At 60.3% G+C, this 24,496-nt stretch carries 20 protein-coding genes; 11 read left to right on the top strand and 9 right to left on the bottom strand.

Going from position 1 to position 24,496, the window contains the following annotated elements:
* Positions 1–160 precede the first annotated feature (160 nt).
* The 3 genes from GT495_RS08550 to larD all read left to right on the top strand — a co-directional run bounded on the left by GT495_RS08550 (position 161) and on the right by larD (position 5,405).
* Positions 161–2,974 carry a phosphoenolpyruvate carboxylase gene (locus GT495_RS08550; RefSeq protein WP_370457631.1) on the top strand — a complete coding sequence of 938 codons (2,814 nt, stop codon included), beginning with the start codon at positions 161–163 and terminating at the stop codon, positions 2,972–2,974.
* Positions 2,975–3,346: 372 nt separating this feature from the next.
* On the top strand, positions 3,347–4,624 hold the full coding sequence (gene larA / locus GT495_RS08545) for a nickel-dependent lactate racemase (protein WP_161162339.1): 1,278 nt from the start codon (positions 3,347–3,349) through the stop codon (positions 4,622–4,624).
* Between the two features lie 49 nt (positions 4,625–4,673).
* Positions 4,674–5,405, top strand: coding sequence for a D/L-lactic acid transporter LarD (gene larD / locus GT495_RS08540; RefSeq protein WP_161162338.1), 732 nt, complete (start codon positions 4,674–4,676; stop codon positions 5,403–5,405).
* 302 nt (positions 5,406–5,707) lie between these two features.
* Here larD and GT495_RS08535 read toward each other — a convergent pair whose 3' ends face one another.
* From GT495_RS08535 to serB, 4 genes are all read right to left on the bottom strand, one after another.
* Positions 5,708–6,247 (bottom strand): TetR/AcrR family transcriptional regulator, encoded by a 540-nt coding sequence (locus GT495_RS08535; RefSeq protein ID WP_161162337.1) that lies wholly within the window; start codon positions 6,245–6,247, stop codon positions 5,708–5,710.
* Positions 6,248–6,249: 2 nt separating this feature from the next.
* Positions 6,250–7,161 (bottom strand): LarC family nickel insertion protein, encoded by a 912-nt coding sequence (locus GT495_RS08530; protein WP_161162336.1) that lies wholly within the window; start codon positions 7,159–7,161, stop codon positions 6,250–6,252.
* A gap of 10 nt (positions 7,162–7,171) precedes the next feature.
* Positions 7,172–7,954, bottom strand: coding sequence for a nickel pincer cofactor biosynthesis protein LarB (larB, locus tag GT495_RS08525; RefSeq protein WP_161162335.1), 783 nt, complete (start codon positions 7,952–7,954; stop codon positions 7,172–7,174).
* 114 nt (positions 7,955–8,068) lie between these two features.
* Positions 8,069–8,704: a phosphoserine phosphatase SerB gene (serB, locus tag GT495_RS08520; protein WP_161162334.1), complete on the bottom strand. Its 636-nt coding sequence runs from the start codon at positions 8,702–8,704 to the stop codon at positions 8,069–8,071.
* A 256-nt stretch (positions 8,705–8,960) separates the two neighbouring features.
* Here serB and aspS point away from each other — a divergent pair, with 256 nt between their 5' ends.
* The 8 genes from aspS to GT495_RS08480 all read left to right on the top strand — a co-directional run bounded on the left by aspS (position 8,961) and on the right by GT495_RS08480 (position 18,757).
* Positions 8,961–10,748 carry an aspartate--tRNA ligase gene (gene aspS / locus GT495_RS08515; RefSeq protein ID WP_161162333.1) on the top strand — a complete coding sequence of 596 codons (1,788 nt, stop codon included), beginning with the start codon at positions 8,961–8,963 and terminating at the stop codon, positions 10,746–10,748.
* A gap of 145 nt (positions 10,749–10,893) precedes the next feature.
* Positions 10,894–11,142 (top strand): HPr family phosphocarrier protein, encoded by a 249-nt coding sequence (locus GT495_RS08510; protein WP_161162332.1) that lies wholly within the window; start codon positions 10,894–10,896, stop codon positions 11,140–11,142.
* A gap of 188 nt (positions 11,143–11,330) precedes the next feature.
* Positions 11,331–11,573, top strand: coding sequence for a FeoA family protein (locus GT495_RS08505; protein ID WP_152074755.1), 243 nt, complete (start codon positions 11,331–11,333; stop codon positions 11,571–11,573).
* Between the two features lie 40 nt (positions 11,574–11,613).
* Entirely contained in the window at positions 11,614–11,835 is a 222-nt protein-coding gene (locus tag GT495_RS08500; protein WP_152074754.1) for a FeoA family protein, read from the top strand.
* Between the two features lie 122 nt (positions 11,836–11,957).
* The gene (locus GT495_RS08495; RefSeq protein ID WP_161162331.1) at positions 11,958–14,513 is read left to right on the top strand and encodes a ferrous iron transporter B; all 2,556 of its coding nucleotides are present in this window, start codon (positions 11,958–11,960) and stop codon (positions 14,511–14,513) included.
* Between the two features lie 299 nt (positions 14,514–14,812).
* Positions 14,813–15,013, top strand: a complete 201-nt coding sequence (locus tag GT495_RS08490; RefSeq protein WP_152074752.1) for a hypothetical protein — start codon at positions 14,813–14,815, stop codon at positions 15,011–15,013.
* Positions 15,014–15,391: 378 nt separating this feature from the next.
* A complete protein-coding gene (locus GT495_RS08485) occupies positions 15,392–16,609 on the top strand; it encodes an FAD-dependent oxidoreductase (RefSeq protein ID WP_161162330.1) in 1,218 nt (405 codons plus the stop codon).
* 198 nt (positions 16,610–16,807) lie between these two features.
* Entirely contained in the window at positions 16,808–18,757 is a 1,950-nt protein-coding gene (locus GT495_RS08480) for an NAD(P)/FAD-dependent oxidoreductase (protein ID WP_161162329.1), read from the top strand.
* A gap of 359 nt (positions 18,758–19,116) precedes the next feature.
* Here GT495_RS08480 and GT495_RS08475 read toward each other — a convergent pair whose 3' ends face one another.
* The 5 genes from GT495_RS08475 to GT495_RS08455 form a co-directional block, all read right to left on the bottom strand.
* Entirely contained in the window at positions 19,117–19,929 is an 813-nt protein-coding gene (locus tag GT495_RS08475) for a metal ABC transporter permease (protein WP_370457629.1), read from the bottom strand.
* The gene (locus tag GT495_RS08470) at positions 19,922–20,581 is read right to left on the bottom strand and encodes a metal ABC transporter ATP-binding protein (protein ID WP_161162328.1); all 660 of its coding nucleotides are present in this window, start codon (positions 20,579–20,581) and stop codon (positions 19,922–19,924) included. Before GT495_RS08470 ends, GT495_RS08475 begins: the two co-directional genes overlap by 8 nt.
* 2 nt (positions 20,582–20,583) lie before the next feature.
* Positions 20,584–22,548 (bottom strand): LTA synthase family protein, encoded by a 1,965-nt coding sequence (locus GT495_RS08465; protein WP_240128159.1) that lies wholly within the window; start codon positions 22,546–22,548, stop codon positions 20,584–20,586.
* An 18-nt stretch (positions 22,549–22,566) separates the two neighbouring features.
* Positions 22,567–23,553 carry a metal ABC transporter substrate-binding protein gene (locus GT495_RS08460; RefSeq protein ID WP_161162326.1) on the bottom strand — a complete coding sequence of 329 codons (987 nt, stop codon included), beginning with the start codon at positions 23,551–23,553 and terminating at the stop codon, positions 22,567–22,569.
* A gap of 89 nt (positions 23,554–23,642) precedes the next feature.
* Positions 23,643–23,996, bottom strand: coding sequence for a hypothetical protein (locus GT495_RS08455; RefSeq protein WP_161162325.1), 354 nt, complete (start codon positions 23,994–23,996; stop codon positions 23,643–23,645).
* Between the last annotated feature and the right edge of the window lie 500 nt (positions 23,997–24,496).

The raw sequence follows: 24,496 nt of genomic DNA, 5'->3' as shown, positions 1-24,496 counted from the left end.
GTATGCCGCCCACCGAGAAATACGACCATTTGGGGCGAAAAGCCTTGCAATGCAGAAAATACTTTTGTGTGGTAAAGCGCAATCAGCGCCGAAAGTTTTTGCCGAGTGCCTATAATGAATACCGCATGTTACGTGCATAGAAGGAGGAATGGGAGGAAACGTGGCTGAGAACCTAAGCAACCAGTCTGTACCCGAAGCCGCGGCGCGTGTCGCTGCCGTGGTCAACCGCCTCGTTAACCGAATCGGCTCGAATGCCGAGTCCAAGGAGCGTCTCGCCGAGATCGAGATTCCTGAGGAGCTGCGCGACGATCTGGCGCTGTTCTTGCGCCTGGAGCGCCGTGTGCTTAGCGAGTATGATCCCGAGATCACAGACCTGTTCGACAAGATTTTGACAGCCGAGATTGTGGCCAACGCCGGAAACCCCGGTACCCGTGCCGCCGACGAGTCCGTCGACGAGCAGGGCGTGCCCACTGCCGACGAGCCCACCGCCGTGGCGTTTCGCGAGGTCGTCGATCTGATCGACAGTCTGCCGCTCGATAAGCAGCAGGTTATCGTCCGCGCCTTTACGAGCTTCTTCCATCTGGCAAACCTGTCGGAGGAGAATTACCGCGTGGCGCAGCTGCGCGAGCGTGAGGCCGGCGCATCGACCGATACCGGGGTCGATCCCGCCAACGAGCTCACCGTTGCCTATCACCAGCTGGTGGATGAGATGGGTGTCGAGGGCGCCAACGAGCTGCTCGGCAAGCTTGAGTTCCACCCCGTCTTTACCGCGCATCCCACCGAGGCCCGTCGCAAGGCCGTCGAGGGCAAGATTCGTCGTATCTCCAACCTGCTGGAGGAGCGTCCGCGTCTGGGCGGCTCCGACCTGGTGGAGAACGAGCGTCATATGCTGCAGGAGATTGATGCCCTGGTTCGCACGAGCCCCATCGCGTTGAAGAAGCCCACGCCGGTCGAGGAAGCCGATACCATCATCGACATCTTCGATAACACGCTGTTCGACGTTATCCCCGTCATCTATCGTCGTTTTGACGACTGGGTGCTGGGCGATAAGGCCGGTACCGTGCCGCCGCTGTGCCCGGCGTTCTTCCATCCCGGCAGTTGGATCGGCTCCGACCGCGACGGTAACCCCAACGTCACCGCCAAGGTGAGCCGCGAAGTCGCCGCCAAGTATTTCACCCATATGGTGCTCAAGCTCGAGGACAAGTGCCGCCGCATCGGCCGCAACCTCACGCTCGAGGCCACCTACAGCAAGCCGTCTGCCGAGCTCATCAACCTGTGGAACCATCAGGTCGAGATGAGCACCCAGTACACCGCACGTGCTGAACTGATCTCCGAGCACGAGCCGCATCGCGCCGTCATGCTCGTCATGGCCGATCGTCTGAACGCTACCGTGCGTCGCATCACCGACACCATGTACCACAGCGCCGATGAGTTCCTGGATGACCTGCGTGTCGTTCAGCGCTCCCTGGCCGCCTGCGGTGCCGTCCGTGCTGCCTACGGCCCGGTGCAGACCATCATCTGGCAGGTCGAGTCCTTCGGCTTCCACATGGTCGAGATGGAGTTCCGTCAGCACTCCGTGGTGCACGCCCGCGCCCTCAAGGATATCCACGAGAACGGTATCCATGGCGATTTGCAGCCCATGACGCGTGAGGTCATCGACACCTTCCGCGCTATCGGCTCCATCCAAAAGCGCTACGGCAAGAAGATGGCGCACCGCTACATCATCTCGTTCACCAAGAGCGCCCAGCATGTGGCCGACGTCTTTGAGCTTGCCCACCTGTCCTTTGCACACGAGGAGGATGTCCCCGAGCTCGACGTGATTCCGCTGTTCGAGCAGCTTGAGGACCTCGAGGACTGCGTCGACGTGCTCGACCAGATGCTTACGCTGCCCGTGGTGCAAAAGCGCCTTGCCCAGACCAACCGTCGCATGGAGGTCATGCTGGGCTATTCCGACTCCTCCAAGGATGCCGGTCCTACCACGGCCATGCTCGCGCTGCACTCCGCGCAGGAGCGCATTGCCAAGTGGGCCGAGAAGAACGATATCGACCTGGTGCTCATGCACGGTCGCGGCGGTGCCGTGGGCCGTGGTGGCGGCCCGGCCAACAAGGCCGTGTTGGCGCAGCCCAAGGGTTCGGTCAACTGCTTCTTTAAGCTCACCGAGCAGGGTGAGGTCATCTTTGCCCGTTACGGCAACCGCACGCTGGCTCAGCGCCATGTTGAGTCCGTTGCCGCCGCAACGCTTTTGCAGTCGGCCCCGAGCGTCGAGAAAACCAACACCGAGACCACGCAGAAGTTCTGGGACATGGCCGAGAAGCTTAACGCCGCAAGCCACGAGCGCTATCTGGACCTGCTGAACACCGAGGACTTTACACCGTGGTTCTCGACCGTGACGCCGCTGACCGAGGTCGGCTTGCTGCCGATCGGCTCGCGTCCCGCCAAGCGCGGCCTGGGCGCCAAGTCACTCGACGACCTGCGTACCATTCCGTGGATCTTCAGCTGGAGCCAGGCGCGTATCAATCTGGCCGCTTGGTACGGCCTGGGTACCGCCTGCGAGCAGTTTGGCGATCTGGATCAGCTCAAGGCTGCCTACCAGGAGTGGCCGTTCTTCCGCACGTTCATCGACAACATCGAGATGTCGATCGCCAAGACCGATCAGCGCATTGCAAAGATGTATCTGCATCTGGGCGACCGCGATGATCTGTCCAAGAAGGTCTTTACCGAGATGCAGCTCACCCGTAAGTGGGTCCTTGCCATCGTCGGTGACGAATGGCCGCTGCAGCGTCGTCGCGTGCTCGGCTGCGCCGTTCGTGTGCGTAACCCCTACGTCGACGCCCTGTCCATCGCCCAGGTCCGCGCCCTTCGCGAGGTGCGTATGAACCAGGACGAGATGGCCGAGGAGAAGAAGGCCGATTACATGAGCCTGATTCTTTCGACTGTGACCGGCGTTTCGGCGGGATTGCAGAACACGGGGTAATCGATAGCCCTGTAGTCGTCCGGGTCCGCCATCAGTTTACTTTTAGGCACGTCCTCGGACATGCAAGAAGCCCTCGCTGCGCACTTCGTGCGGCGAGGGCTTCTTGCGTCCTGCGGAGTGTGCCTAAAAGTAAACTAATGGCGGGCCCTGCGATGTCCGGTCTTCGGCGGATTACTGCTGGGGGAATAATGGCGCGCTTCGCGCCTTACGACTGTAGCGGTCGCAGTCCCGTTTGGGGTCGCGGCCGTTGTTTGTGGGTCAAATATGAACGTTGTGTTAATGAGTCAGTGGACGGTGATGTTTCTCGGTGAGCGGCGTATCCTTCCAACGGTTTAACTAGTGTGTCAGTTGAAAGGAAGAGGGCGCTCGACATTGTTTGAATGTGAACTGCCGTTTGACCACAAGACGTTACATCTAAAGCTCGAGGATAAGAACTTCGCGGGTGTGATGGAGGGTCACCAAAACGAGTTTAAGACTACAAAATCGCAGGAAGAGCTGGTAGAGGAGTCGCTTGCCAACCCTTATGGCTCGCCTTCACTCGAGGAGCTTTGTGCTGGCAAGAAGGATATTGTCATCATCAGCTCCGATCATACGCGTCCCGTTCCCTCGCGTGTGACGATGCCTATTCTGTTGCATCACATCCATACTGCCGCGCCCGAGGCTCGTGTGCGCATTTTGGTTGCGACGGGTATGCACCGTCCGTCGACGCACGAGGAACTCGTCAACAAGTATGGCGAGGAGATCGTTGCCAACGAGGAGATCGTCATGCATGTTGCGACCGATGACAGCATGATGAAAAAGATCGGCACCCTGCCTTCTGGTGGCGAGTGCATCATCAACAAGGTTGCCGCCGATTGCGATCTGCTGCTCGCCGAGGGCTTTATCGAGCCGCACTTCTTTGCCGGTTTCTCTGGTAGCCGCAAGTCCGTGCTGCCCGGCATCGCCAGCTATAAGACCATCATGTACAACCACAACGGTCAGTTTGTGAACGATTCTCATTCGCGTGCCGGCAACCTGTGCCACAACCACGTGAGCGAGGACATGTTTGCCGCTGCCGAGATGGCTCACCTCGCCTTTGTGCTCAACGTGGTGCTCAACGGCAAGCACGAGGTCATCGGCTCCTTTGCCGGCGACATCCACAAGGCGCACGAGGCCGGCTGCGAGTTCGTGAAGAGTCTCGCCGGCGTTGAGCCCGTCGAGTGCGAGATTGCCATCACCACCAACGGTGGCTATCCGCTCGATCAGAACATCTATCAGGCCGTGAAGGGCATGTGCGCTGCCGAGGCCACACTTCCCGAGGGCGGCGTGATTATCGATGTCGCCGGTTGTGCCGACGGTCACGGTGGCGAGGGCTTCTATCACAACATCGCCGACAATGATCCGGCAGAGTTTGAGCGCGCCTGCATCGACCGTCCTAAGGACGAAACCCTGCCCGACCAGTGGACGAGCCAGATTTTTGCCCGCATCCTGGCGCATCACCCTGTGATCATGGTCACCGACCTGTGCGATCATCAGATGCTCAAGGATATGCACATGACGCCGGTCAACACGATCGAGGAGGCGCTCAAGCTCGCCTTTGAGATGAAGGGTGCCGATGCCAAGGTGGCCGTCATTCCCGATGGCCTGGGCGTTGTCGTCGCTCAGCACTAGTGCGCGGCCCAAACGAATCGTTTGTAACCGACAAGAAAGATAAGGTTTTATGCTTACCAAACTCCTCTGCGAATTCGGCGCAACGGCCCTCATGATCATCTTTGGCGTGGGCGTGCACTGCGATACCGTGCTTAAGGGTACCAAGTATCAGGGCTCCGGCCACATGTTCGCCATCACCACCTGGTCTTTTGGCATCTCGGTCTGCCTGTTTGTCTTTGGCGGCGCCGTGTGCATGAACCCCGCGATGGTGCTTGCGCAGTGCATCGTCGGTCTGGTGCCGTGGGGCAGCTGCATCCCCTTCATGCTTGCCGATATGCTCGGCGGCTTTGTGGGCGCCGTGATTGCGTGGTTGATGTATGCCGATGAGTTCAAGGCCTCCGAGGGTGCCGTCGACCCCATTGCACAGCGCAATATCTTCTCGACCAACCCTACCACCGAGGGCACCAACTATGCCCGTAACTTCTTCTGCGAGGCTATCTGCACCTTTGTGTTCATCAGCGCCATCCTTGCTGCCGCTAGCCGCGCCGGCGAGAACGTTTTGATGCTCGCTATCTGCGTCGGTCTGATCGTTTGGGCTGTTGGTATGGGCATGGGCGGTATCACCGGCTTCGCCATGAACCAGGCTCGTGACCTTGGTCCTCGCATGGCCTATCAGGTGCTGCCGATCAAGAACAAGGCCGACAACAACTGGAAGTACGGCCTGCTTGTTCCTGGCATCGCTCCGTTTGTCGGTGCCGCTCTGGCCGCGCTGTTTGTGCACGGTTTCTTGGGCATGTTCTAGTCCGAGCAATTGATATAACGTCCGGTCACGGCACAAGTTAACTTTCCGCCGCGTCCTCGGACATGCAAGAAGCCCCCGCTGCGCACTTCGTGCGGCGGGGGCTTCTTGCGTCCTGCGGAATGCGGCGGAAAGTTAACTTGTGCCGTGACCTGCGGGAATCTTGGTTCGTTCGTGCAACCCAACGTATATATCTGAATTTGGATGGGAGGGGCTTGTTGCTGTTGGAGGCGTTGAAGTGCGCGTGACACTTTGGGATGCGTGGTGCCCTGGGTTGGGGCGATGCTTTGGGATGAGCTTCTTACTTAGCTAAAGAGGGGCTTTATGGCCGAGAGGTAGTCTTTGGCGACGTCGGCCTTATCTGCTTGGAAGTTGTGCCAGGCCCACCATTGGACCATTCCTACGAAGCTTGAGGCTATGTGGTGTAGCAGGAAGCTTCGGTCCATGGTGCCAGCGGGGCCGTTTGGATCGGTAGGGACGGTTTCGGCTGCTCGTGACATGATGGTCTTGCGTAAACAGTCGGCGAAGACGCGTGAGCCGGCGCCGGCTACGAGGGCTCGAACGCCCTGGCGGCGCTCCCAGAGGTTGTTGAGGATATGCTCGACTTGTACGAGCGGATCATCGAGCGGTGTGCCATCGTCGTCGAGGGCGTGGGTGCAGATGTCGTTCACGAGCTCGGACAGTAGGTCGTCTTTGCTCTTAAAGAGGCCGTAGAATGTCGCGCGGCCTACGTGAGCGCGCGCGATGATGTCGCCGACGGTGATCTTGCCGTAGTCTTCTTCGCGAAGAAGCTCGGAAAACGCCGTGACAATAGCGGCACGGCTTTTGGTTTTGCGGGCATCCATGGTTATGCATCTATGTGAACCAGTAGGCAACGGAGCGTGCCGGAGCAGCCCTCGTAGGGGCGCTTACCGGCGCCGTAGCCAACGGCCTCGATACGGTAGCGGGCCGGCAGGTACTCGGACGTGCGCAGTGCGGCTACGATGGCGGCGCCCGTGGGCGTCACGAGCTCGCCGGCCACCGGTGCGGGCGTGAGGGCGATATTGCCTGCTTGGCATAGGTTGACGACGGCGGGTACCGGGATGGGCATAAGGCCGTGGGCACAGTGGATGGTGCCGTGACCCTCGGAGAGCGACTCGACGACAATATCCTCGATGCCCAGGTCATCGAGGCAGATGGCGACCGAGCAGATGTCAACGATGGAATCGATGGCGCCTACCTCGTGGAACATGACGGTCTCGGGCGTTTTGCCGTGGGCCTTGGCCTCGGCGGCGGCAAGCGCGGTAAAGATGGCGAGCGCGCGACGCTTGGCACCATCGCTGAGCTGCGAGCCGTCGATGATGTCGGTGACGTCCGCCAAAGAACGGTGGTGATGATGGTGGACGTGATGATGGCCCTCGTGCTCATGGGCGTGACCCTCATGGTCGTGCTCATGACAGTGCTCGTGTTCATGCTCACCATGGTCATGATGGTGATGCTCGCGCGCGTGCTCGGTGCCCGCTTCGTTGCCGTAGAGCCAGGCCATGTCGTGGTCGTGGTTCTCGAGCTCCTCTGCCAGCCGAACGTCAAAGTCGCAGGCGTCGATGCCATGCTTGTTTACGCGTGTAACGGCAATCTCAAAGCCGCCGACCGGAAGCGTGGCGAGCTGCTCGCGCAGATGCTCCTCGCTGGCGCCCAGGTCGAGCAGGGCCGCGACGGTCATGTCACCGCTGATGCCCGAGGTGCCGTCGATGACAAGCGTGTGCTGATGGTTGGACATGAAATGCTCCTTAGCAGGCGCAGGACGTACCGGCGCTCAGATGATTGATAAGACTCGCCTGATAGGCGGCGCCGAAACCGTTGTCGATGTTGACGACCGAAACGCCGCTGGCGCAGGAGTTGAGCATGGCGAGCAGTGCGGCCACGCCGCCAAAGCTCGCGCCATAGCCCACGCTGGTGGGAACGGCGATGACCGGACAGCTCACAAGGCCTCCGATGACGCTCGCCAGGGCGCCTTCCATGCCGGCGATGGCGATGATCACCTGCGCCTGGGCAAGTTCCTCAGCATGAGCGAGCAGGCGGTGCAGGCCGGCGACACCCACGTCGTAGAGGCGATCGACCTCATTGCCGTAGAACTCGGCCGTCAGTGCCGCCTCTTCGGCGACGGGCAGGTCGCTCGTGCCGGCACAGGCGACGACAACGCGTCCGTTGCCGGTGGGGGAGGGCTTGCCACCAACCAGGGCGAGCTGGGCGTCCGGGACATATCCCAGGTCAATGTCGTTGCCAAGAAGCTCAGCGGTGCGCGCTGCTTTTTCGGCATCCAAGCGTGTGACCAGGATGCGCTCCTGGCCTGCATCGAGTAATGCTTTGATAATGGCGGCAATTTGCTCGGCGGTTTTACCGGCACCGTAGACAACCTCACCGGCCCCCTGGCGCACTCCGCGCGAAAGATCGAGCTGCGCAAAGCCCAAATCGGCGGTCGGAGCCGTCTGGATGCGCGTCAGGGCGTCGGCCGGGGTGACTGTTCCGCCGGCAACATCGCCCAGCAGCTGATCAAGATCTCGCTTATCCATATATGTTCCCTTCGACGACGCAAAGTCTAACACTCAAAGGGGATGTTTCCGAACACTAAGACAAAATTGTTCGGAAACTATAGGACAGACTGATTCAATTGTTAGACGGATCGGCTAGTCACGCAGGATGATGTCCATGGCGAGCATCAGGTTGCGCTCGTCGATGGCAAACGGGGCGGCTTCGCGCGTCTTGGGCTTGGCGCAAAAAGCGATGCCCGTGCCCGCGGCCTGGATCATGGGGATGTCGTTTGCCCCGTCGCCAATAGCGACCGTGTGGGCCATGTCGACGCCGCACTCAACTGCCCAGTCCAGCAGCTGGATGAGCTTGGACTCCTTGGTCACAATGTCGGCGGCCAACTTACCGGTGAGCTGGCCGTCCACGACTTCCAGGCGGTTGGCCAGGCAAAAATCGATGCCCGCGGCGGCCACGATCTTGTCAGCGACCTCGTGGAAGCCGCCGCTCACCACGCCGACCTTCCAGCCCTTGCTGTGTGCCGAGCGCACAAGCTCCAACGCGCCGGGGGTAAATGTCACGCGCTCAAAGGCGCGGTCGAACACGCTCTCGTCCAGGCCGGCGAGCAGCCCCACGCGCTCCACGAGCGCTTGCTTAAAGTCCAGCTCGCCGCGCATGGCGCGTTCGGTGATCTGTGCCACCTGCTCGCCCACGCCGGCTTCTTCGCCCAACAGGTCGATGACCTCCTGGTTGATGAGGGTGGAGTCGATATCCATAACGATGAGGCGTGCAGTCATGACGGGCCTTTCCAGGTGCTGTTTTATTGGGGCACATTGTCGCACGTGACGAGCGCGGGCGGGTGCCGCGGCGCGTCAATTGTTTCGTCTCCGTCAAGTCTTTGGGCGGGAGCCACTTTTTCGCGGCACATCGGCACGGGTGCGATAAGATAATACGCCATGTCTGGGTGCGCGGTTTACGCAGGCTGGGCAAATCTGTACGACGCCGCCCGGAACGACACGGGGCGGCACAGATCCATAAAGGAGGATCACTGGTATGAGCCAGACCCGTCCCATCGACGAGCATTCCATGCACACCCGTACCTGCGGTGAGCTTCGCCGCGAGAACGTGGGCGAAGAGGTTACCCTCACCGGTTGGGTGAGCCGTCGCCGCGATCACGGCGGCCTTATCTTCTGCGATCTTCGCGACCGCGAGGGCATCACGCAGCTCACCTTCGACCCCGAGCACTCCGACGGCGACGCCTTTAAGATCGCCGAGACCATGCGTCCCGAGTGGCCCATCAAGATCCACGGCGTCGTGCGCGCCCGTGGTGAGGAGACCACCAACGCCAAGCTCGCGACCGGCGAGATCGAGGTCCTGACCGACCACGCCGAGGTGCTCAACACGTCCGTCACCCCGCCGTTCCAGATCGAGGACGGCATCGAGACCAGCGAGGACACCCGCCTGCGCTATCGCTATCTGGACCTCCGTCGTCCCGAGATGATGGCCAACCTCAAGCTGCGCTCCGACTTCACCTTTGCCATTCGCGAGGCTCTGCACAACCGTGAGTTCATGGAGGTCGAGACGCCCTCCCTGTTCAAGTCCACGCCCGAGGGTGCCCGCGACTTCATCGTCCCCAGCCGTATTCAGCCGGGTAACTTCTACGCCCTGCCGCAGTCCCCGCAGCTCCTGAAGCAGCTGCTCATGGTCGGTGGCGTCGAGCGCTACTACCAGGTTGCCAAGTGCTTCCGCGACGAGGACCTGCGCGCCGACCGTCAGCCCGAGTTCACCCAGGTCGATATCGAGATGGCCTTCGTGGACCAGAACGATGTCATAAGCGCGCTCGAGGAGGTCCTGTCCGATGCTTTCGGCCGCATGGGTGTCGAGATGCCCACGCCGCTGCGTCGCATGGACTACTGGGAGGCCATGGACACCTATGGCTCCGACAAGCCCGATACTCGCTACGGTATGCACCTGGTCGACCTGACCGACGTGTTTGCCAACTCCAAGTTCAAGGTCTTTGCGACTGCCGCAAACGAGGAGGGCTCTGTCGTCAAGGCCATCAACGCTAAGGGCGCCGGTGCCTGGGCACGTGCCAAGATCGATAAGCTCGCCGGCGTGGCTTCCACGTTTGGCGCCAAGGGCCTGGCCTGGATCGCTTTCCGCGAGGACGGCTCCATCAACAGCCCCATCGTCAAGTTCTTCTCGGACGAGGAGATGGCCGCTCTGCGCGAGCGCATGGACGTCGAGCCCGGCGACCTTGTGATGTTCGCCGCCGGCCCGCGCCTGCTTTCTGACGAGATCCTGGGCGGCATGCGTTCGCACATGGCCAATGCGCTCGAGATCAAGCGCGAGGGTCACGACTTCCTGTGGGTCGTCAACTTCCCGCTGTTCCATTGGGACGAGGATCGCAAGGCATACGCTGCCGAGCACCAGCCGTTTACCCTGCCGACCGAGACCGATATCGCCAAGATCGAGGCCGATCCGCTGGCAGCCGGTTCGTGCACCTACGACTTTGTCATGGACGGCTTTGAGGCCGGCGGCGGCGGTATGCGTATCCACAACGCCGAGATGCAGATGTCCATGCTCAAGCTCCTGGGCTTTACCGAGGAGCGCGCCGAGTCGCAGTTCGGCTTTCTCATGGAGGCGCTCAAGTTTGGTGCGCCCCCGATGGGCGGTTTTGCTCTGGGTCTGGACCGCGTGTGCATGCTGCTTGCCGGGTCCGATTCCATCCGCGACGTCATGGCGTTCCCCAAGACGGCCAGCGGCTCCGACCTCATGTCGGGCGCCCCGAGTGCCGTAAGTGGCGCTCAGCTCAAGGACGTCAGCCTGCGCCTGATGTAGGCAAGCGGCTACATATTGCCCACAACGAGGGAAGGACGCGTGCCTTCCCTCGTTTTTTGTGGGACGGGGGTGCGCGCCGGTAACGTACAATAGCTACCACGTAGCTGGGTTTGCCGGCCGAATGTGCGATGTCGTGGGAGGGGACATGGTCGAGTTCACGAAGACGATTAAAGATCCGTTGGGACTGCATGCCCGCCCGGTCGCGCTGCTCTACGACATCATCGCCAAGCATCGTAGCGACGTGTCGGTCAGCATCGGCGACCGCCATACCGACGGTCGCGACGTTATGGGCCTCATGGCTCTCTATGGCGACTGCGGCGAGGACATCATCTTCCGCGTTTCGGGCGTAGACGAGGCTTCCTGCTTTACGTCGATCAGAAACCTCTCGCTCTAAGCATGACAGGGCGCGGCAAAGGACAGCTCTTTGCCGCCCTTTGTTGTTTCATATAGGAAACTTTTTCGAAATCTGAATAGGGACCCTTTCCAAAAAGTTAACCACGTGCTAGTTTACTAAAGCGAACATAGACGTGGTTAACTTTTATCACGCCGATGTTGAGGACGAACTGATGTTAGGAGCCGCTCATGTCTTGTGGACCGCAGGTGCCGGCCATGCCGCTTTCGATGGTAAAAGCGGGCGAAACCGTGCGCGTGTCTCGTGTAAAGGGCAATGAGGACATGAAACACCACCTCAAGGACCTCGGCTTTGTCGAGGGCAACGAGGTCCACGTGGTGAGCTCGAGTGGCGCCAATATCATCGTCACGGTGCTGGGCGCACGCTTTGGCATTGATTCCAAGGTGGCCATGCACATCATGACCGTCGGTTAGTCGACGGTATTTCTGTACGCACTGAAAGGGGGACAAGTAAATGAAGACGTTGGGTGACGTTAAGGTGGGCGAGAGCTCTACCATCGTCAAGCTTCACGGTGAGGGTGCGCTTCGTCGCCACCTTATGGACCTGGGGCTCATCAAGGGCACTTCGTTTAAGGTCGTGAAGGTTGCACCGCTCGGTGATCCGATCGAGATCAACGTACGCGGCTACGAGCTTTCCATTCGCAAGGAAGAGGCGGCCGTCGTCGAGGTCCAGTAAGGGCTCCGGCGTATATTTCTGCAGATAAAGTTAGGTATTTCTAACTTAATGCTGCAACTTTGAAGCACATTATCTAGCCCGCCCGGAGAACGCAGCGCGGGCACACAAGGAAGAAGGATTGAATGGCGGATTCTCAGATCCATGTCGCGCTGGCGGGTAACCCCAACTGCGGCAAGACCACGCTTTTCAACCTGATTACCGGCGCTAACGGCTACGTTGGCAACTGGCCCGGTGTCACGGTTGAGAAAAAGGAAGCCAAGCTCCTAAGCGACAAGAACGTTACCATCACGGACCTCCCCGGCATCTACTCGCTTTCCCCCTACAGCCCCGAGGAGCAGTGCTCGCGCGACTACCTCATGAGCGGCGAGCCCGACGTAGTCGTCCAGGTGGTTGACGCAACCAACCTGGAGCGCAACCTGTACCTGGCGCTTCAGGTTATCGAGACCGGCCTGCCCGTGGTCGTTGCCCTCAACATGGCCGATCTGGTCGAGAAGAACGGCGACAAGATCGACACGGACAAGCTTTCCAAGAAGCTCGGCTGCCCGGTCATGATGATCTCGGCCCTTAAGAATAAGGGCATCACCGAGCTCTTTGAGCAGGTCAAGAAGTCTGCTGCTTCCAAGGGCCAGGTGCCGGAGCACAAGTTCGACTCCTCCATCGAGGACGTTCTGGACCACATCGAGAACAACCTTCCGGCGAGCGTTCCGGCCAACAAGCGCCGCTATTACGCCGTCAAGCTGTTTGAGCGCGATGCGGACGCCTGCAAGCTCATCAACCTTACCAAGGAGAAGGCCGCTCGCGTTGAGCAGCTGGTCGCCCAGTGCGAGCAGGATTGCGACGACGACGCCGAGTCCATCATTACCGGCGAGCGCTATGGCGTGATCGCGCATATCATCGACGAGTGCCTCACCAAGGCCCCGGCCAAGATGAGCACCTCCGAGAAGATCGACCGCGTGGTTACCAACCGCATTCTGGGCCTGCCGATCTTTGTGGTCATCATGTTCTGCGTGTACTACATCGCCGTTTCTACCTTGGGCGGCACGGTGACCGACTTCACCAACGACCAGCTCTTCGGCACCGATGGTTGGTTCGTGCTGGGCCAGGGCCGCGATGCATATGACGAGGCTGCTGGCGAGTACACGCAGGCTCAGGCCGAAATCGCCGCGTTTATCGCCGCTGCCGACGCCAAGGGCATCGACGTTTCTGCTTATAACGATGCCGTCGACGCCGAGGACGGCGACGCTGCCGCCGACGCGCTCAAGACCATCGCAGCCGAGCCCGAGGCCGCGTCCGTGAAGGGCAAGGTCGAGGAGGACGAGGACGCCGGTACGACTGCCGCTACCGTCACTGCGTCTCAGGCGGTCAAGGATCTCGACGTCACCGAGCCCGACCCCGCCGACTACGGTCCGTTCGTCCCCGGCATAACCACCGCGGTGCATAATGCCCTTGTGGCGGGTGGCACCGAGGACGGAGGCCTGGTCGATTCGCTGGTCTGCGACGGCATCGTCGCCGGCCTGGGTGCCATCTTCGGCTTTGTTCCGCAGATGTTCCTGCTCTTTGTGATGTTGTCCTTCCTGGAGGATTGCGGCTATATGGCCCGCGTCGCCTTTATCATGGACCGCGTGTTCCGCCGCTTTGGCCTGTCCGGTAAGTCCTTTATCCCCATGCTTGTGTCCTCGGGCTGCGGCGTCCCCGGCGTCATGTCTACCAAGACCATCGAAAACGAGAAGGACCGCCGCATGACGGTCATGACCACCACGTTCATTCCCTGTGGCGCCAAGCTGCCGATCATCGCCCTGCTCATGGGCTCCATCATCGGCGATTCTTCCACCACCGCGAAGTGGATCAGCCCGCTCTTCTACTTCCTGGGCGTCTTTGCCGTCATCGCCTCGGGCCTCATGCTCAAAAAGACCAAGCTCTTCGCCGGTCGCCCGACGCCGTTCGTTATGGAGCTCCCTGCCTACCACTTCCCGGCGATCCGCTCTTGGGCGCTGCACGTGTGGGAGCGCTGCTGGGCCTTTATCAAGAAGGCCGGCACGGTCATCTTCGCCTCTACCGTCGTGGTGTGGTTCCTCTCCAACTTTGGTAGCTATAACGGTGCCTTTGGCTTCCTGCCTGCGATGGACGGCATCCCCGAGGAGTATATGGACTACTCCGTGCTCGCCATGCTGGGCAACCTGGTCGCTTGGATCTTCGCCCCGCTCGGCTTTAGCACCTGGCAGGCAGCTGCGCTGACTTTCTCTGGCCTCGTCGCCAAGGAGAATGTCGTCGCCACCGCCGGCTCGCTGCTGTCCGTCGCCGATGCGGGCGAGACCGACCCGAGCCTGTGGACTGCATTTGCCGGTATGTTCCCCACGATGGGCGCTTGCGTGGCCTTCGGTGCCTTCAACCTGTTGTGCGCCCCCTGCTTCGCCGCCATTGGCACCATCCGCAACCAGATGGACTCGGGCAAGTGGACTGCGATCGCCATCGGTTACGAGTGCGCCTTCGCTTGGGTGATCGGCCTGTTCATCAACCAGTTCTATAACCTGCTTGTTCTGGGGCAGTTTGGTATCTGGACGGTTGTGGCCATTGTGCTGCTGGCTGCGATGCTCTTCCAGATCTTCCGCCCCATGCCCAAACATGCATGGACTGACGAGGATGAGAGCAACACCGCTTCCGCCACAGTTTCCGCTTAAGTCCGAATAAGGATTAACCCCTTTCCACGAGCCCGAATGTCCTAGCGACATTCGGGCTTTTTGGTGCATAGGGACAGGTCGGTACAAAAGTAATCTGTCCCCCATGCATCAATTAGTTGCGGTGAAATAGTTCCTGCCTGAGGGCGTTAGCGGCATTTTTAGGTACTATTTCACCGCAACTTTTTTGGTGAGGGGAATGTGGCGTTTCTGCAGATAAAACCGACCAAAATTAACCTGTCCCTTTTTGGCGGGTGGGAGTTGGAGTAAAGTAAGTTGTGGTTAACTAGAGGAGGCTTGTTATGGCACCTATCGATATTGTTGTGCTGGCTGTTATCGGTATTGCGTTTGTCGCGGTATGCGTGCGCATCCACCGCAAGGGCACCTGCGCCGACTGCGCCCAGGGTGGCGTTTGCACGGGGCATTGCTCCAACAAAAAGACCTGCGCCGCTCTTAAGGGCGTGGACAAAATCGCCGAAGACCTGGGTCGCGGCGTCAGGTAACCCGGTCGCCAGATTCCCGGCCAGTGGGGGCACCGCGTACTGTCCTTCCGGCGTGGCAACAAAATGTTGCCACCTCACGCGAAGGGCGGGGGTGTATAGCCGTGAGACCAAGCAGGATCGCCCGCGATCGTGTGGACTCACGTCTGGCTCGCCGCGGCGTGGACGATACGGGTCGTCGCGATGCGGAATTCATAACGACTTAGTCTGCCCTGCGCCCGCCCGGTCACGGTGCCCCCGATTGCCCCATAGTCTTCATTGCGGTGAAAGTCTCGCGTGCCGTGCTACCGGACACGTCCCCTCGTGCGGTGAGGGCCCGTTAGGTCATATAATTGGATCATTCCAGAGCCGATATCCAGAATGACAATAGAGGGGAATCGCGTGGCTATCCACATTGTCGAAGAGGCACATCGCTGCCTGGGCTGCAAGAAGGCGCTCTGCCAGCTTAAGGGCTATCCAGTGCTGACGCCTATTCCGCAGGTCATCGACCTGTTCAAGCTGCGTCGTCTGGAAGAGGCGGGTGAGCTGCTGTTCCAGAACAATCCCATGAGTGCGGTCTGCTCCATGGTCTGTAACCATTCGGGCCAGTGCGAGGGCGCGTGTATCCAGGGCCGCAAGGGCGCGCCCGTGCATTTTTCGAGCATCGAGAACTATGTCTCGACAGCGTATTTGGACCGTAAGGAGTGGAAGCCCGCGCCGTCGTGCGGCAAGCAGATCGCCGTGGTCGGCTCCGGTCCCGCCGGCATTACCGTGGCCATTAAGATGGCCCAGCTGGGCTGTGCCGTCACGGTGTTTGAGCAGCGCCCCGAGATCGGCGGCGTGCTGGAGTACGGTATCCCCGAGTTCCGCCTGCCCCGTGCGCTCGTGCAAAAGTACCGCCATGTGATGTGCTCGCTCGGCGTGCGCGTTCGCCCCTCGACCACCATCGGCGGCGCGCTGCATATCGACGACCTGCTGCGCGACGGCTACGATGCGGTCTTTGTCGGTACCGGTACCTGGCGCGCCCGCAAGCTGGGCATTCCCGGCGAGTCGCGCGGCAACGTGCTGTTTGGTATCGATTACCTGGTCGATCCCACGAGCGTGGCGATCGGTCAGAACGTGGCGGTTATCGGCGCCGGCAACGTGGCCATGGACGTTGCCCGCACGGCCCTGCGCTCGGGCGCCCGCAAGGTTACCGTGTATGCCCGATCGCGCCATATCTCGGCCATCGATGACGAGGTCGAGCTGACCGAGCTCGACGGCGCCGAGATCGTGTGCGGCAAGGCGATCTGCGCCATCGACGATAACGGCCCGGTGTTCGAGACGGCCATCTTTGACGAGGACAACAACGTGGTGGGCTACGAGGAAGAGCTCGACCACGCGTCCGCCGACACGGTTGTGATCGCGGCTTCGCAGGTGCCCAAGGACAAACTCGTGCTTACGACGGGCGGCCTGGAGACCGATCATCGCGGTCTTCTTTCGGTCGATGAGCATGGTATGACCACCGTGCCGGGCGTCTTTGCCGCCGGAGACGTGGTCAACGGTCCGCTCACCGTGGTCCATGCCGTGGCCGGCGCCAAGCTCGCCGTCGAAGGCATGACCACCTACCTGGGCCTCTAACCCAACCCACCCATCAGTTGCGGTGAAATAGTTCCTGTTTGGTGCGCCAAGGGCCTCATTCAGGAACTATTTCACCGCAACTTTTTTGTGGGTCGAGCGAAAGGTAGGGGAGTGCGTGCGGCTGTGTGCTAGGCTGGTGCTGATACGATAGGTACATCAGCAACCGCCGCCGAGCGGCTCAAACGAAAGGAACCCTGTATGGAGCCCTCCGCCTACCCGATGCTCTTCAGCCCGATCAAGGTCGGTACGACCGAGGTCAAGAACCGCGTCTTTATGCCGCCGGTGTCCACCAACCTGGCCGACCATGGCTACGTGACCGACGACCTGGTCGACCACTACCGCGCCCGCGCCAAGGGCGGCGTGGGCCTGATCATCACCGAGGTCGTGACGGTCGAGCCCACCTATACCTATCTGCCGGGCGACATGTGCTGCTACGACGACACGTTCATCCCCGGCTGGGAAAAGCTCGCCGCGGCCGTCCACGAGTACGGCTGCAAGATCATGCCGCAGCTCTTCCACCCCGCCTACATGGCCTTCAACATTCCGGGCACGCCGCGCCTGATCGCCCCGTCCTTCGTGGGACCGTCCTATGCCCGCGAGGCGCCGCGCCCCATCACGGTCGATGAGATCCACGAGCTCACGCATCAGTTCGGCGACGCTGCCGTGCGCATGCAGAGGGCCGGCGTCGATGGCGTCGAGGTCCATGCGGCGCACGCCCACGGCATGCTCGGCGGCTTTTTGACCCCGCTCTATAACAAGCGCACCGACGAGTACGGCGGCTCGCTCGACGCCCGCATGCGCTTCTTGCTCGAGGTCATCGCCGAGATTCGTGAGCGCTGCGGCAGGGATTTCATCATCGACGTCCGTATCTCGGGCGACGAGTACACCGACGGCGGCCTGACCCTCAACGACATGATCTACGTCTCGCGTCGCCTGGAGAAGGCCGGTGTCGACATGATTCACGTGTCGGGCGGCACCACCATCAAGCGCGGCTCCGCCATTCCCGCCGCCGGCACGCAGCAGGCCTCGCATGCCGCCTGCTCGCGCGAGATTAAAAAGCACGTCAACATTCCCGTCGCCACGGTCGGCCGTATCAACGAGGCCTGGATCGCCGAGGAGCTGATCGAGGACGGTGCCGCCGACATCTGCATGATGGGCCGCACCAACCTGTGCGATGCCGAGTTCTGCAACAAGGCAGCCGCCGGCAACGCCGACAAGATCCGCCCCTGCATCGGCTGCCTGCGCTGCCTGAACGGCATCATGTTCGGCAAGCGCATCTCCTGCACCGTCAACCCCGATGTTGAGCGCGACGAGGCCGGCTACGAGCCTGCCGCCGAGGCCAAGAACGTGCTCGTCGTGGGCGCCGGTCCCGCGGGCATGGAGGCTGCCTACATCGCCGCCAAGCGCGGCCACAACGTGGTGCTCGTGGATAAGCAGGACGAGCCGGGCGGCGAGATGCGCATCGCGTCCGTCCCGCCGGCAAAGCAGGAGCTCACCCGCGTGATCAAGTACCAGTACCGTCGCCTGGCCGAGGCCGGCGTCACGTGCGTCTTCGGTACCGAGCTGACCGCCGAGGACATCCAGCGCGACTACGCGGGCTACGAGGTCGTCCTGGCCTATGGCGCCGAGCCCATCGCCCCGGCCTCCATGCAGGGCTTTAAGCAGGTCATGACGGCCGACGACCTGCTGGGCGGCAAGGCTTTCCCGGGCAAGAAGATCGTCATCGTGGGCGGCGGCACCGTTGGCTGCGAGACGGCCGACTACCTGGCCCCGTTGGTCAACGACCTCTCGCCGGCCAATCGCGATGTCACCGTTATCGAGATGACCAAGACGCTCGCCGCCAACGAGGGCGGCGCCGGCCGCGCGGTGCTCATCGCGCGCATGCTCTCCAAGGGCGTCCACGTGCTGACCGAGGCCAAGGTGACCGAGATCACGGAGGGCACCATCAGCTACGAGAAGGACGGCGAGGTCCACACCATCACCGGTGCCGATACGCTGGTGCTGGCCATGGGCTATCGTCCCAACACCAAGCTGGCCGACGACCTTGCAGCTGCGGGTGTCACCACCCACGTGCTGGGCGACGCCAACAAGTGCGGCAACATCCGCGACGCCATCGGCGATGGCTACAGGGTCGCCTGCGAGCTCTAGTCAGCCCCCTTTGCGCCGTTTGATGTAGAGGGGCCTGTCCCGAGGCGCCAATCGATAGAGAGCAAAAAGCGGCCGACGTCCCGTATACGGGGCGGCGGCCGCTTGCGTTAGCTGCAATAAACCGTGCGATTAGAGGCCCAAAAATCTCCTTGACCTTGGCGATGCCGTTGATGTGACACGCTTCTTAGTGGTGTGTTGGTTGGCCAAAAAACGGCTTCTTTCAACGGGTGGATTTCTCGCTGGATTGAAAATGAGCTTACCGTTGAATGTCGAATGTTCTGGGTTCCAATTTGTTCTGGGCGAGCATGCTAGTGCCCGAATATGGTGCCCGGGCGCTCGTTGCCATGCACGGCAATCGTTCAATTGCGCGCATTTTGTCTGACCCCACGCCATATGACCAGCACGACCAATATGGCGACCTGCGTGAGCACGATGGTGCCGCCGGGCTTAAGCCCCCAGATATAAGAGACGGTGAGTCCTGCCAAGACAGATATAAGCCCCACGGTGGAGCTCACAATACATGTCTGCCGCCAACTACGGGCGACGACAAGTGCACAGGCGACCGGTACCGTCATCATAGAGCTTACGATCAGGGCGCCTACGGTGCGCGCTGCGATGGAGATGGCGAGTGCGCAGGCGAAGATAAAGCTCATGTTGATAAAACGCGTGCGCACGCCAGCGATACGAGCCGCTCGCTCATCAAGTGCCACCCAAAAGAGCTCACGCGAAAACAAAAGGCAATAGGCGATAATACCTAAGCCGACGACCATGACGCCTGCAAGCTCGGAGTTGTCGACCGTGACGATACTGCCAAAGAGAAAACTCGAGAACGTAGACGAGTTCGGCACAAATCCGGACAATACGCCGGCAAGTCCGACTCCAGCGGCCATAACAATGGCAATAGCAAGGTCTCCGCGGCTTTCGAGCCGCTTGCGAATCATCTCGACGAAGCAGGCAGCCGCAAGACATGCCACGGTGGCGCCCGCGACGGGGTTGATGCCGGCGATGAGGCCGCCCGCCACGCCAGCAAGCGAGGCATGACTCAATGTATCGCCGATCATCGAGAGGCGCTTGAGCACCACGATGACTCCCACAAGCGGAATCGCGACACCCAGTACGATGCCGCTCAGGAACGCCCGCTGCATAAAGGCATACTGAAGCATGTCAAGCATGGTGGATAACTCCTTGGGATAAGACAATGCGGTCGGCCTCGAGACCCTCAAGTCGTTCGAGATCATGGCTCACCATAAGAACGACACGCTCGGGGTCGCGCATGAGGGTGGCCATGACCTCGATAAACTCGTTGACGCTCGAACGGTCGAGCCCGCTGGTGGGCTCATCGAGCACGAGGAGTTCTGGATGATTCACAAGAGCGCGAGCCAAAAGCGCCCGCTGCTGCTGGCCACCCGAAAGCTCGCCAATTAGTGACTTAGCATGGTCGACGAGCCCCACGAGCTCGAGAGCTTGCAGCGCGGCGGCGTGAGACCCTCGACGTTGGCTGTGCCCGAGTGCATAGCGGTTGCTGGCAACAATTTCGGCCACCGTCGCGGGAAACCGGTCGTAGGAACCGCCGGCGCGCTGGGGGACGTAGCCAACGCGATGCCAATCGGTAAACGAGTGCGCAGGCGTCCCAAAGAGGAGGGCATCACCTTGCTGGGGAACCAATTCGCCAAGCACCAATTTGAGGAGCGTGGACTTGCCAGCTCCATTCTCTCCCGAGAGAATCACAGCTTGACCAGGGGCAATGATCAATGAGCAATGGGCAAGAACGGGAGCAGGGTCATACGAAAACGAAAGATCGCGAATCTCAATGGGCGTTTCCATAGTTAGGCCCTCGCGCCTGGCGTTGCATTGGGGTCGGTCTCGTTTGCGGCGGTTTGCTTGTGCGTCGTAAAGACGGAGCCACCGTGGTCGAAAAGCTTGCGGTACTGCATGCGCTCCAAGCGATCGTCGGCTTCATGCAGTTTGCTCGGCATATTCTCGGCTTCGGGGACATGCCACGTGCCGTTTGCATCCTGTTTGCCGACCACATTGATGCTTGGCATATTCTTGCGATTCTGCAGGCGCGCACGTTGATAGGCTGTGAGTGGAGCTCCTATGGCGTTGAGGGCGAGTGCTCCAACGTTATCGATGCTTGTATCCATCGTTTCGCTCGTCTGGGCGTTGCCGGCGACGTCGTAGTTCGCCCACACCACGTAGCGCGTCTGCCAGATGCGCTCAGTGTGCGTCGCCTCATCCTCGTCGGTGAAGTAGAGGTCGTTATAGCGGTCGGTAAAGAACGGCTGGTGGTCACCGTACATCACCACGACCACAGGGCGGTCGAGCTCGCGCAGCTGGTCCAAAAAGTCGGCGAACGCTTTATCCGAGGCATCCATAAGGGAGCAATACTCGTTTGTCCACGTGACGACCTTATCCTCGATGCCGTTGAGGTTTAGATGCACTTGCTGGTCGGCGGGCACCAGTCCGGTGTCGTAGGCCGAGTGATTCTGCATGGTTACGTCATGGATAAAGATGGGCTCGTTGTTCTGTCGCAGCACCTCGAGGCACTTGTCATATGTCGCCGCATCGGTTACCTTGCGGCAGAGCTGAGGTGCGCCAGCGAAATCCTCGATGGAAAGAAACTCATCAAAGCCCATGTCAGTAAAGACGTTCTCTCGGTTCCAGTTGCTGGCATGGTTGGGGTGCATGGCCACCGCGCGATACCCGAGCTTCTTGAACTGACGCGCGAGGTTCTCGGTGGGGGCTAAGTTATACGTCATGAAGGGGTACACACCGGCGCCCAGGTATGCCATCGAGTGCCCGGTCAAAAACTCAAACTCGCTGTTGCAGGTGCCCGCGCCAAAGGCACTCATGTAGCTCACGCCCTGCATGATCGCGTCATCGATAGCCTTGAAGCGTTCGGGTCCCCGATAGTCGCAGCCCAGGCCGTTGAAAATCGAGAGGTCGGCGAACGACTCGTTCATGATGCAGATGACAGATGGCTTGAGCTGCTCGAACTGCGCCACGGCGGCGGCGCGGTCGACGTTGGCGACACCGTGGATGCCGCGGTTCCAGCGACCGGCCAGGCGCTTGATGAGCGCGGCCGTGTCGCGTCCGTCGTAATGCTTGGGTTTGGGCGGGATCATCTTCTGCGCGCTAGAGATGAAGGTGGGCAGGAATCCTTGGCTGTAGTAGCTGTCGAGTGGCTTCCACGTGTGCAGCTTGATGCCGAGGGTATCGTAGTAGCTAATCATGGCCTGCCCCGCCAGCGCAGCGCCGGCAACGAGTGCGGTGCGGCGGTCGACAGAGAGCGGCAGCTTGGTTTTGCGCTCGGATTTCTCGGTTTGGTCATCGCGGCGGGGCGGACGTTCGCATATGGCGCGCGGGATGCGGGCGATGAGCACAATGCCGATTGCTGCCGCGGCAAGTCCCAAGAAGCAATAGCCGCTCAGCTCGTAGGTGTAGCTGCCGGCGACCGTGGCGGCCGTGGAAAGCGCGAACAAGTCGCCCGGTTGGATGGGCATCGATTTGAACGTGATGACGAAGTATTCAGCGATACCGATGGCGGCAAACGCCACAACGCCAAGGATCGCGGGGGTCTTCCGGCGACGTGGCAGATAGAACAGCAGGCTCAGGAAACAGAAGATGAGCATGAGCTCCAAAAGAGCCGGGCCGGGCCGCATGTTCCACAGCTCATGGTTGGACGGAAGTTCGAGGGCGAGCGTCGAACAAATCGACGCACCGGCGATCGCCGCAAGCGTACGAGGGTAGGGGCGCTCGGCCATCCAGCTCTTTAGGTTCTTCATGCTCATCTTCACAGTGCTATCCCCTTACTCTTGATTAAGTGCCTTGACGAGCTTGTCAAGGTTATCCCGCATGACGGTGAGGTAGTCCTCGCCAGCCTCGAGTTGCTTATCCGTCAAGCCCTCGACCGGGTTGAGCTGCACGCACTCAGCGCCGGTTTCGTCGGCGATGGTCTTGGCGACCTTCTGGGAAACCAGGTCCTCGCCAAAGACCGTCTTGACGTTGTTATCCTTGATGAACTGGGCGATTTGCGCCATGGTCTTGGCGTTGGGCTCGCCCTCGGCGTCCATGCCGGTGATGGGCATCTGCGTGAGGCCGAACTCGTCACACAGATAGCCGTAGGCCTCGTGCGAAACGACGATGGAGCGGCCTTTTACCTTGCTGAGTTCATTTTGGTACTGCTCGTCGAGTTCGTCGAACTTCTCAGCATATTTTTTGTAGTTCGCCTGGTAATCGGCCTTGTTGTCGGGATCGGCCTTAATAAGTGCCCGCTCGATATTCTTGAGTTCGGCCTTGGCGTTCTTGGGGCTCAACCACACGTGCGGGTCGTGCTCGCCTGAGGACTCGTCTCCTTTGGCTGCCATACGCAGCGTGATGCCGTCGGAAGCCTTGCAGACGGTCGTTTTAGACGTGTCGATTGACTCAAGGGTGTCATCAACCCAGCTCTCCATGTCGGCACCATTGTAGATAAAGACATCGGACGCCTGGATTTGCCTGACATCGCTGGGGCTGGGCTCCCACTCGTGCGGCTCGGTTCCCGCGGGAACCAGGTTGGTCGCCTTGACATGGCTTCCCCCGACTTTTTGCGCGAAGTCTGCCATGGGATAAAAACTTGCTTCGACGTTGACGGTGTCGGAGGCCGTGCCTGCGCCGCCGGTCTGTGCTGAGGTGTTGCCGCCGCAGGCAGTGAGTCCTAGCACGGAGAACACGAGTGCTGCTCCGATACACGTCGTAAGACAGTGGCGACGGATGAGGCGACGCCGAGGGCGACGCTTAAAAATCCGATTGTACATAGGTTTGCTCCAAAACAATGGGGTGAGAGCGCATGCCGCTAGCGGCATGCGCTCGCGAACGTTCAGGTGTGTTCGATTGTTTTGGGCCGTTAATCGTCCAGGCGCACCTTAAGAGAGACGAGCGTGACGGGGGCATATGAGGCATACTCAACGCCGATGATGGCGACGGCATAGATCATCCAGAGCGATGCGATGGCTATGGGGTTGTGGGGCACCGATCCGTGCTGCGCGAGTGAAAGGTTGCCGGCCATTTCTGCGCACGTTACGCAACCGACGCCTGTGCAGTTGTGGTGCATTTCGTGCGCCACGGCAATGGGGGAGAAGACGCAGGCGAGAGCAAGCGCGATGGTGAGTGCCAGAGCAAGGAATCGTGTGCGCAGTGGGGGCAGCTCATCGCTGTCGCAGGTTAATTCGGTTCTTTGAAGGTAAAGACTGCTCTCCATGGCTGTCCTCCCTTTGCCGAATATAGGTTCAAATCAAAAATCAAGTGCCATTGTAATTTTTGATGTGGCACGTCACATTTTTGACATACCAAAATGTGGCACGCGCAGCGAGCTAGGAGTCTTTTTCGTCTTGCAGGGCGCCGACCGCTTCTACAGCTTAGTTTCCAGTTCGGCTTTGTGATCGTTGAGATAATCATACATGTAGGGGATGGCGAACGACACCTTGCCGTACGAGATTTGTTTGGGTGCGTCGTGCCAGTTGCCATGCGTGGTACCCAATGAGCTGAATCAAAAAAGATAGCCTTGCGTCGCCTCGGCAAGTTGGCCGGCAATGCCGGGCTTGAGCTCCATACCGGATGTTTCGATGGCTTCCTCGAGGGAGTATGAGACCTCGGTTACTGCTACCGCTTTGAGGTCAAAGGGGGTGTTCCTATAGTTTTGTCAACTGGGAAATGCTCTCCGTGCGACAGAATCGCGGCATGCTGACGCCAAGCCATTAG

The organism is Collinsella sp. BIOML-A6, from assembly GCF_009875845.1.
In the GTDB taxonomy this organism is placed as follows: domain Bacteria; phylum Actinomycetota; class Coriobacteriia; order Coriobacteriales; family Coriobacteriaceae; genus Collinsella; species Collinsella aerofaciens_H.
Note: the sequence above shows the minus strand (reverse complement) of the source record. Positions and strands in the feature narration are given on the sequence as shown.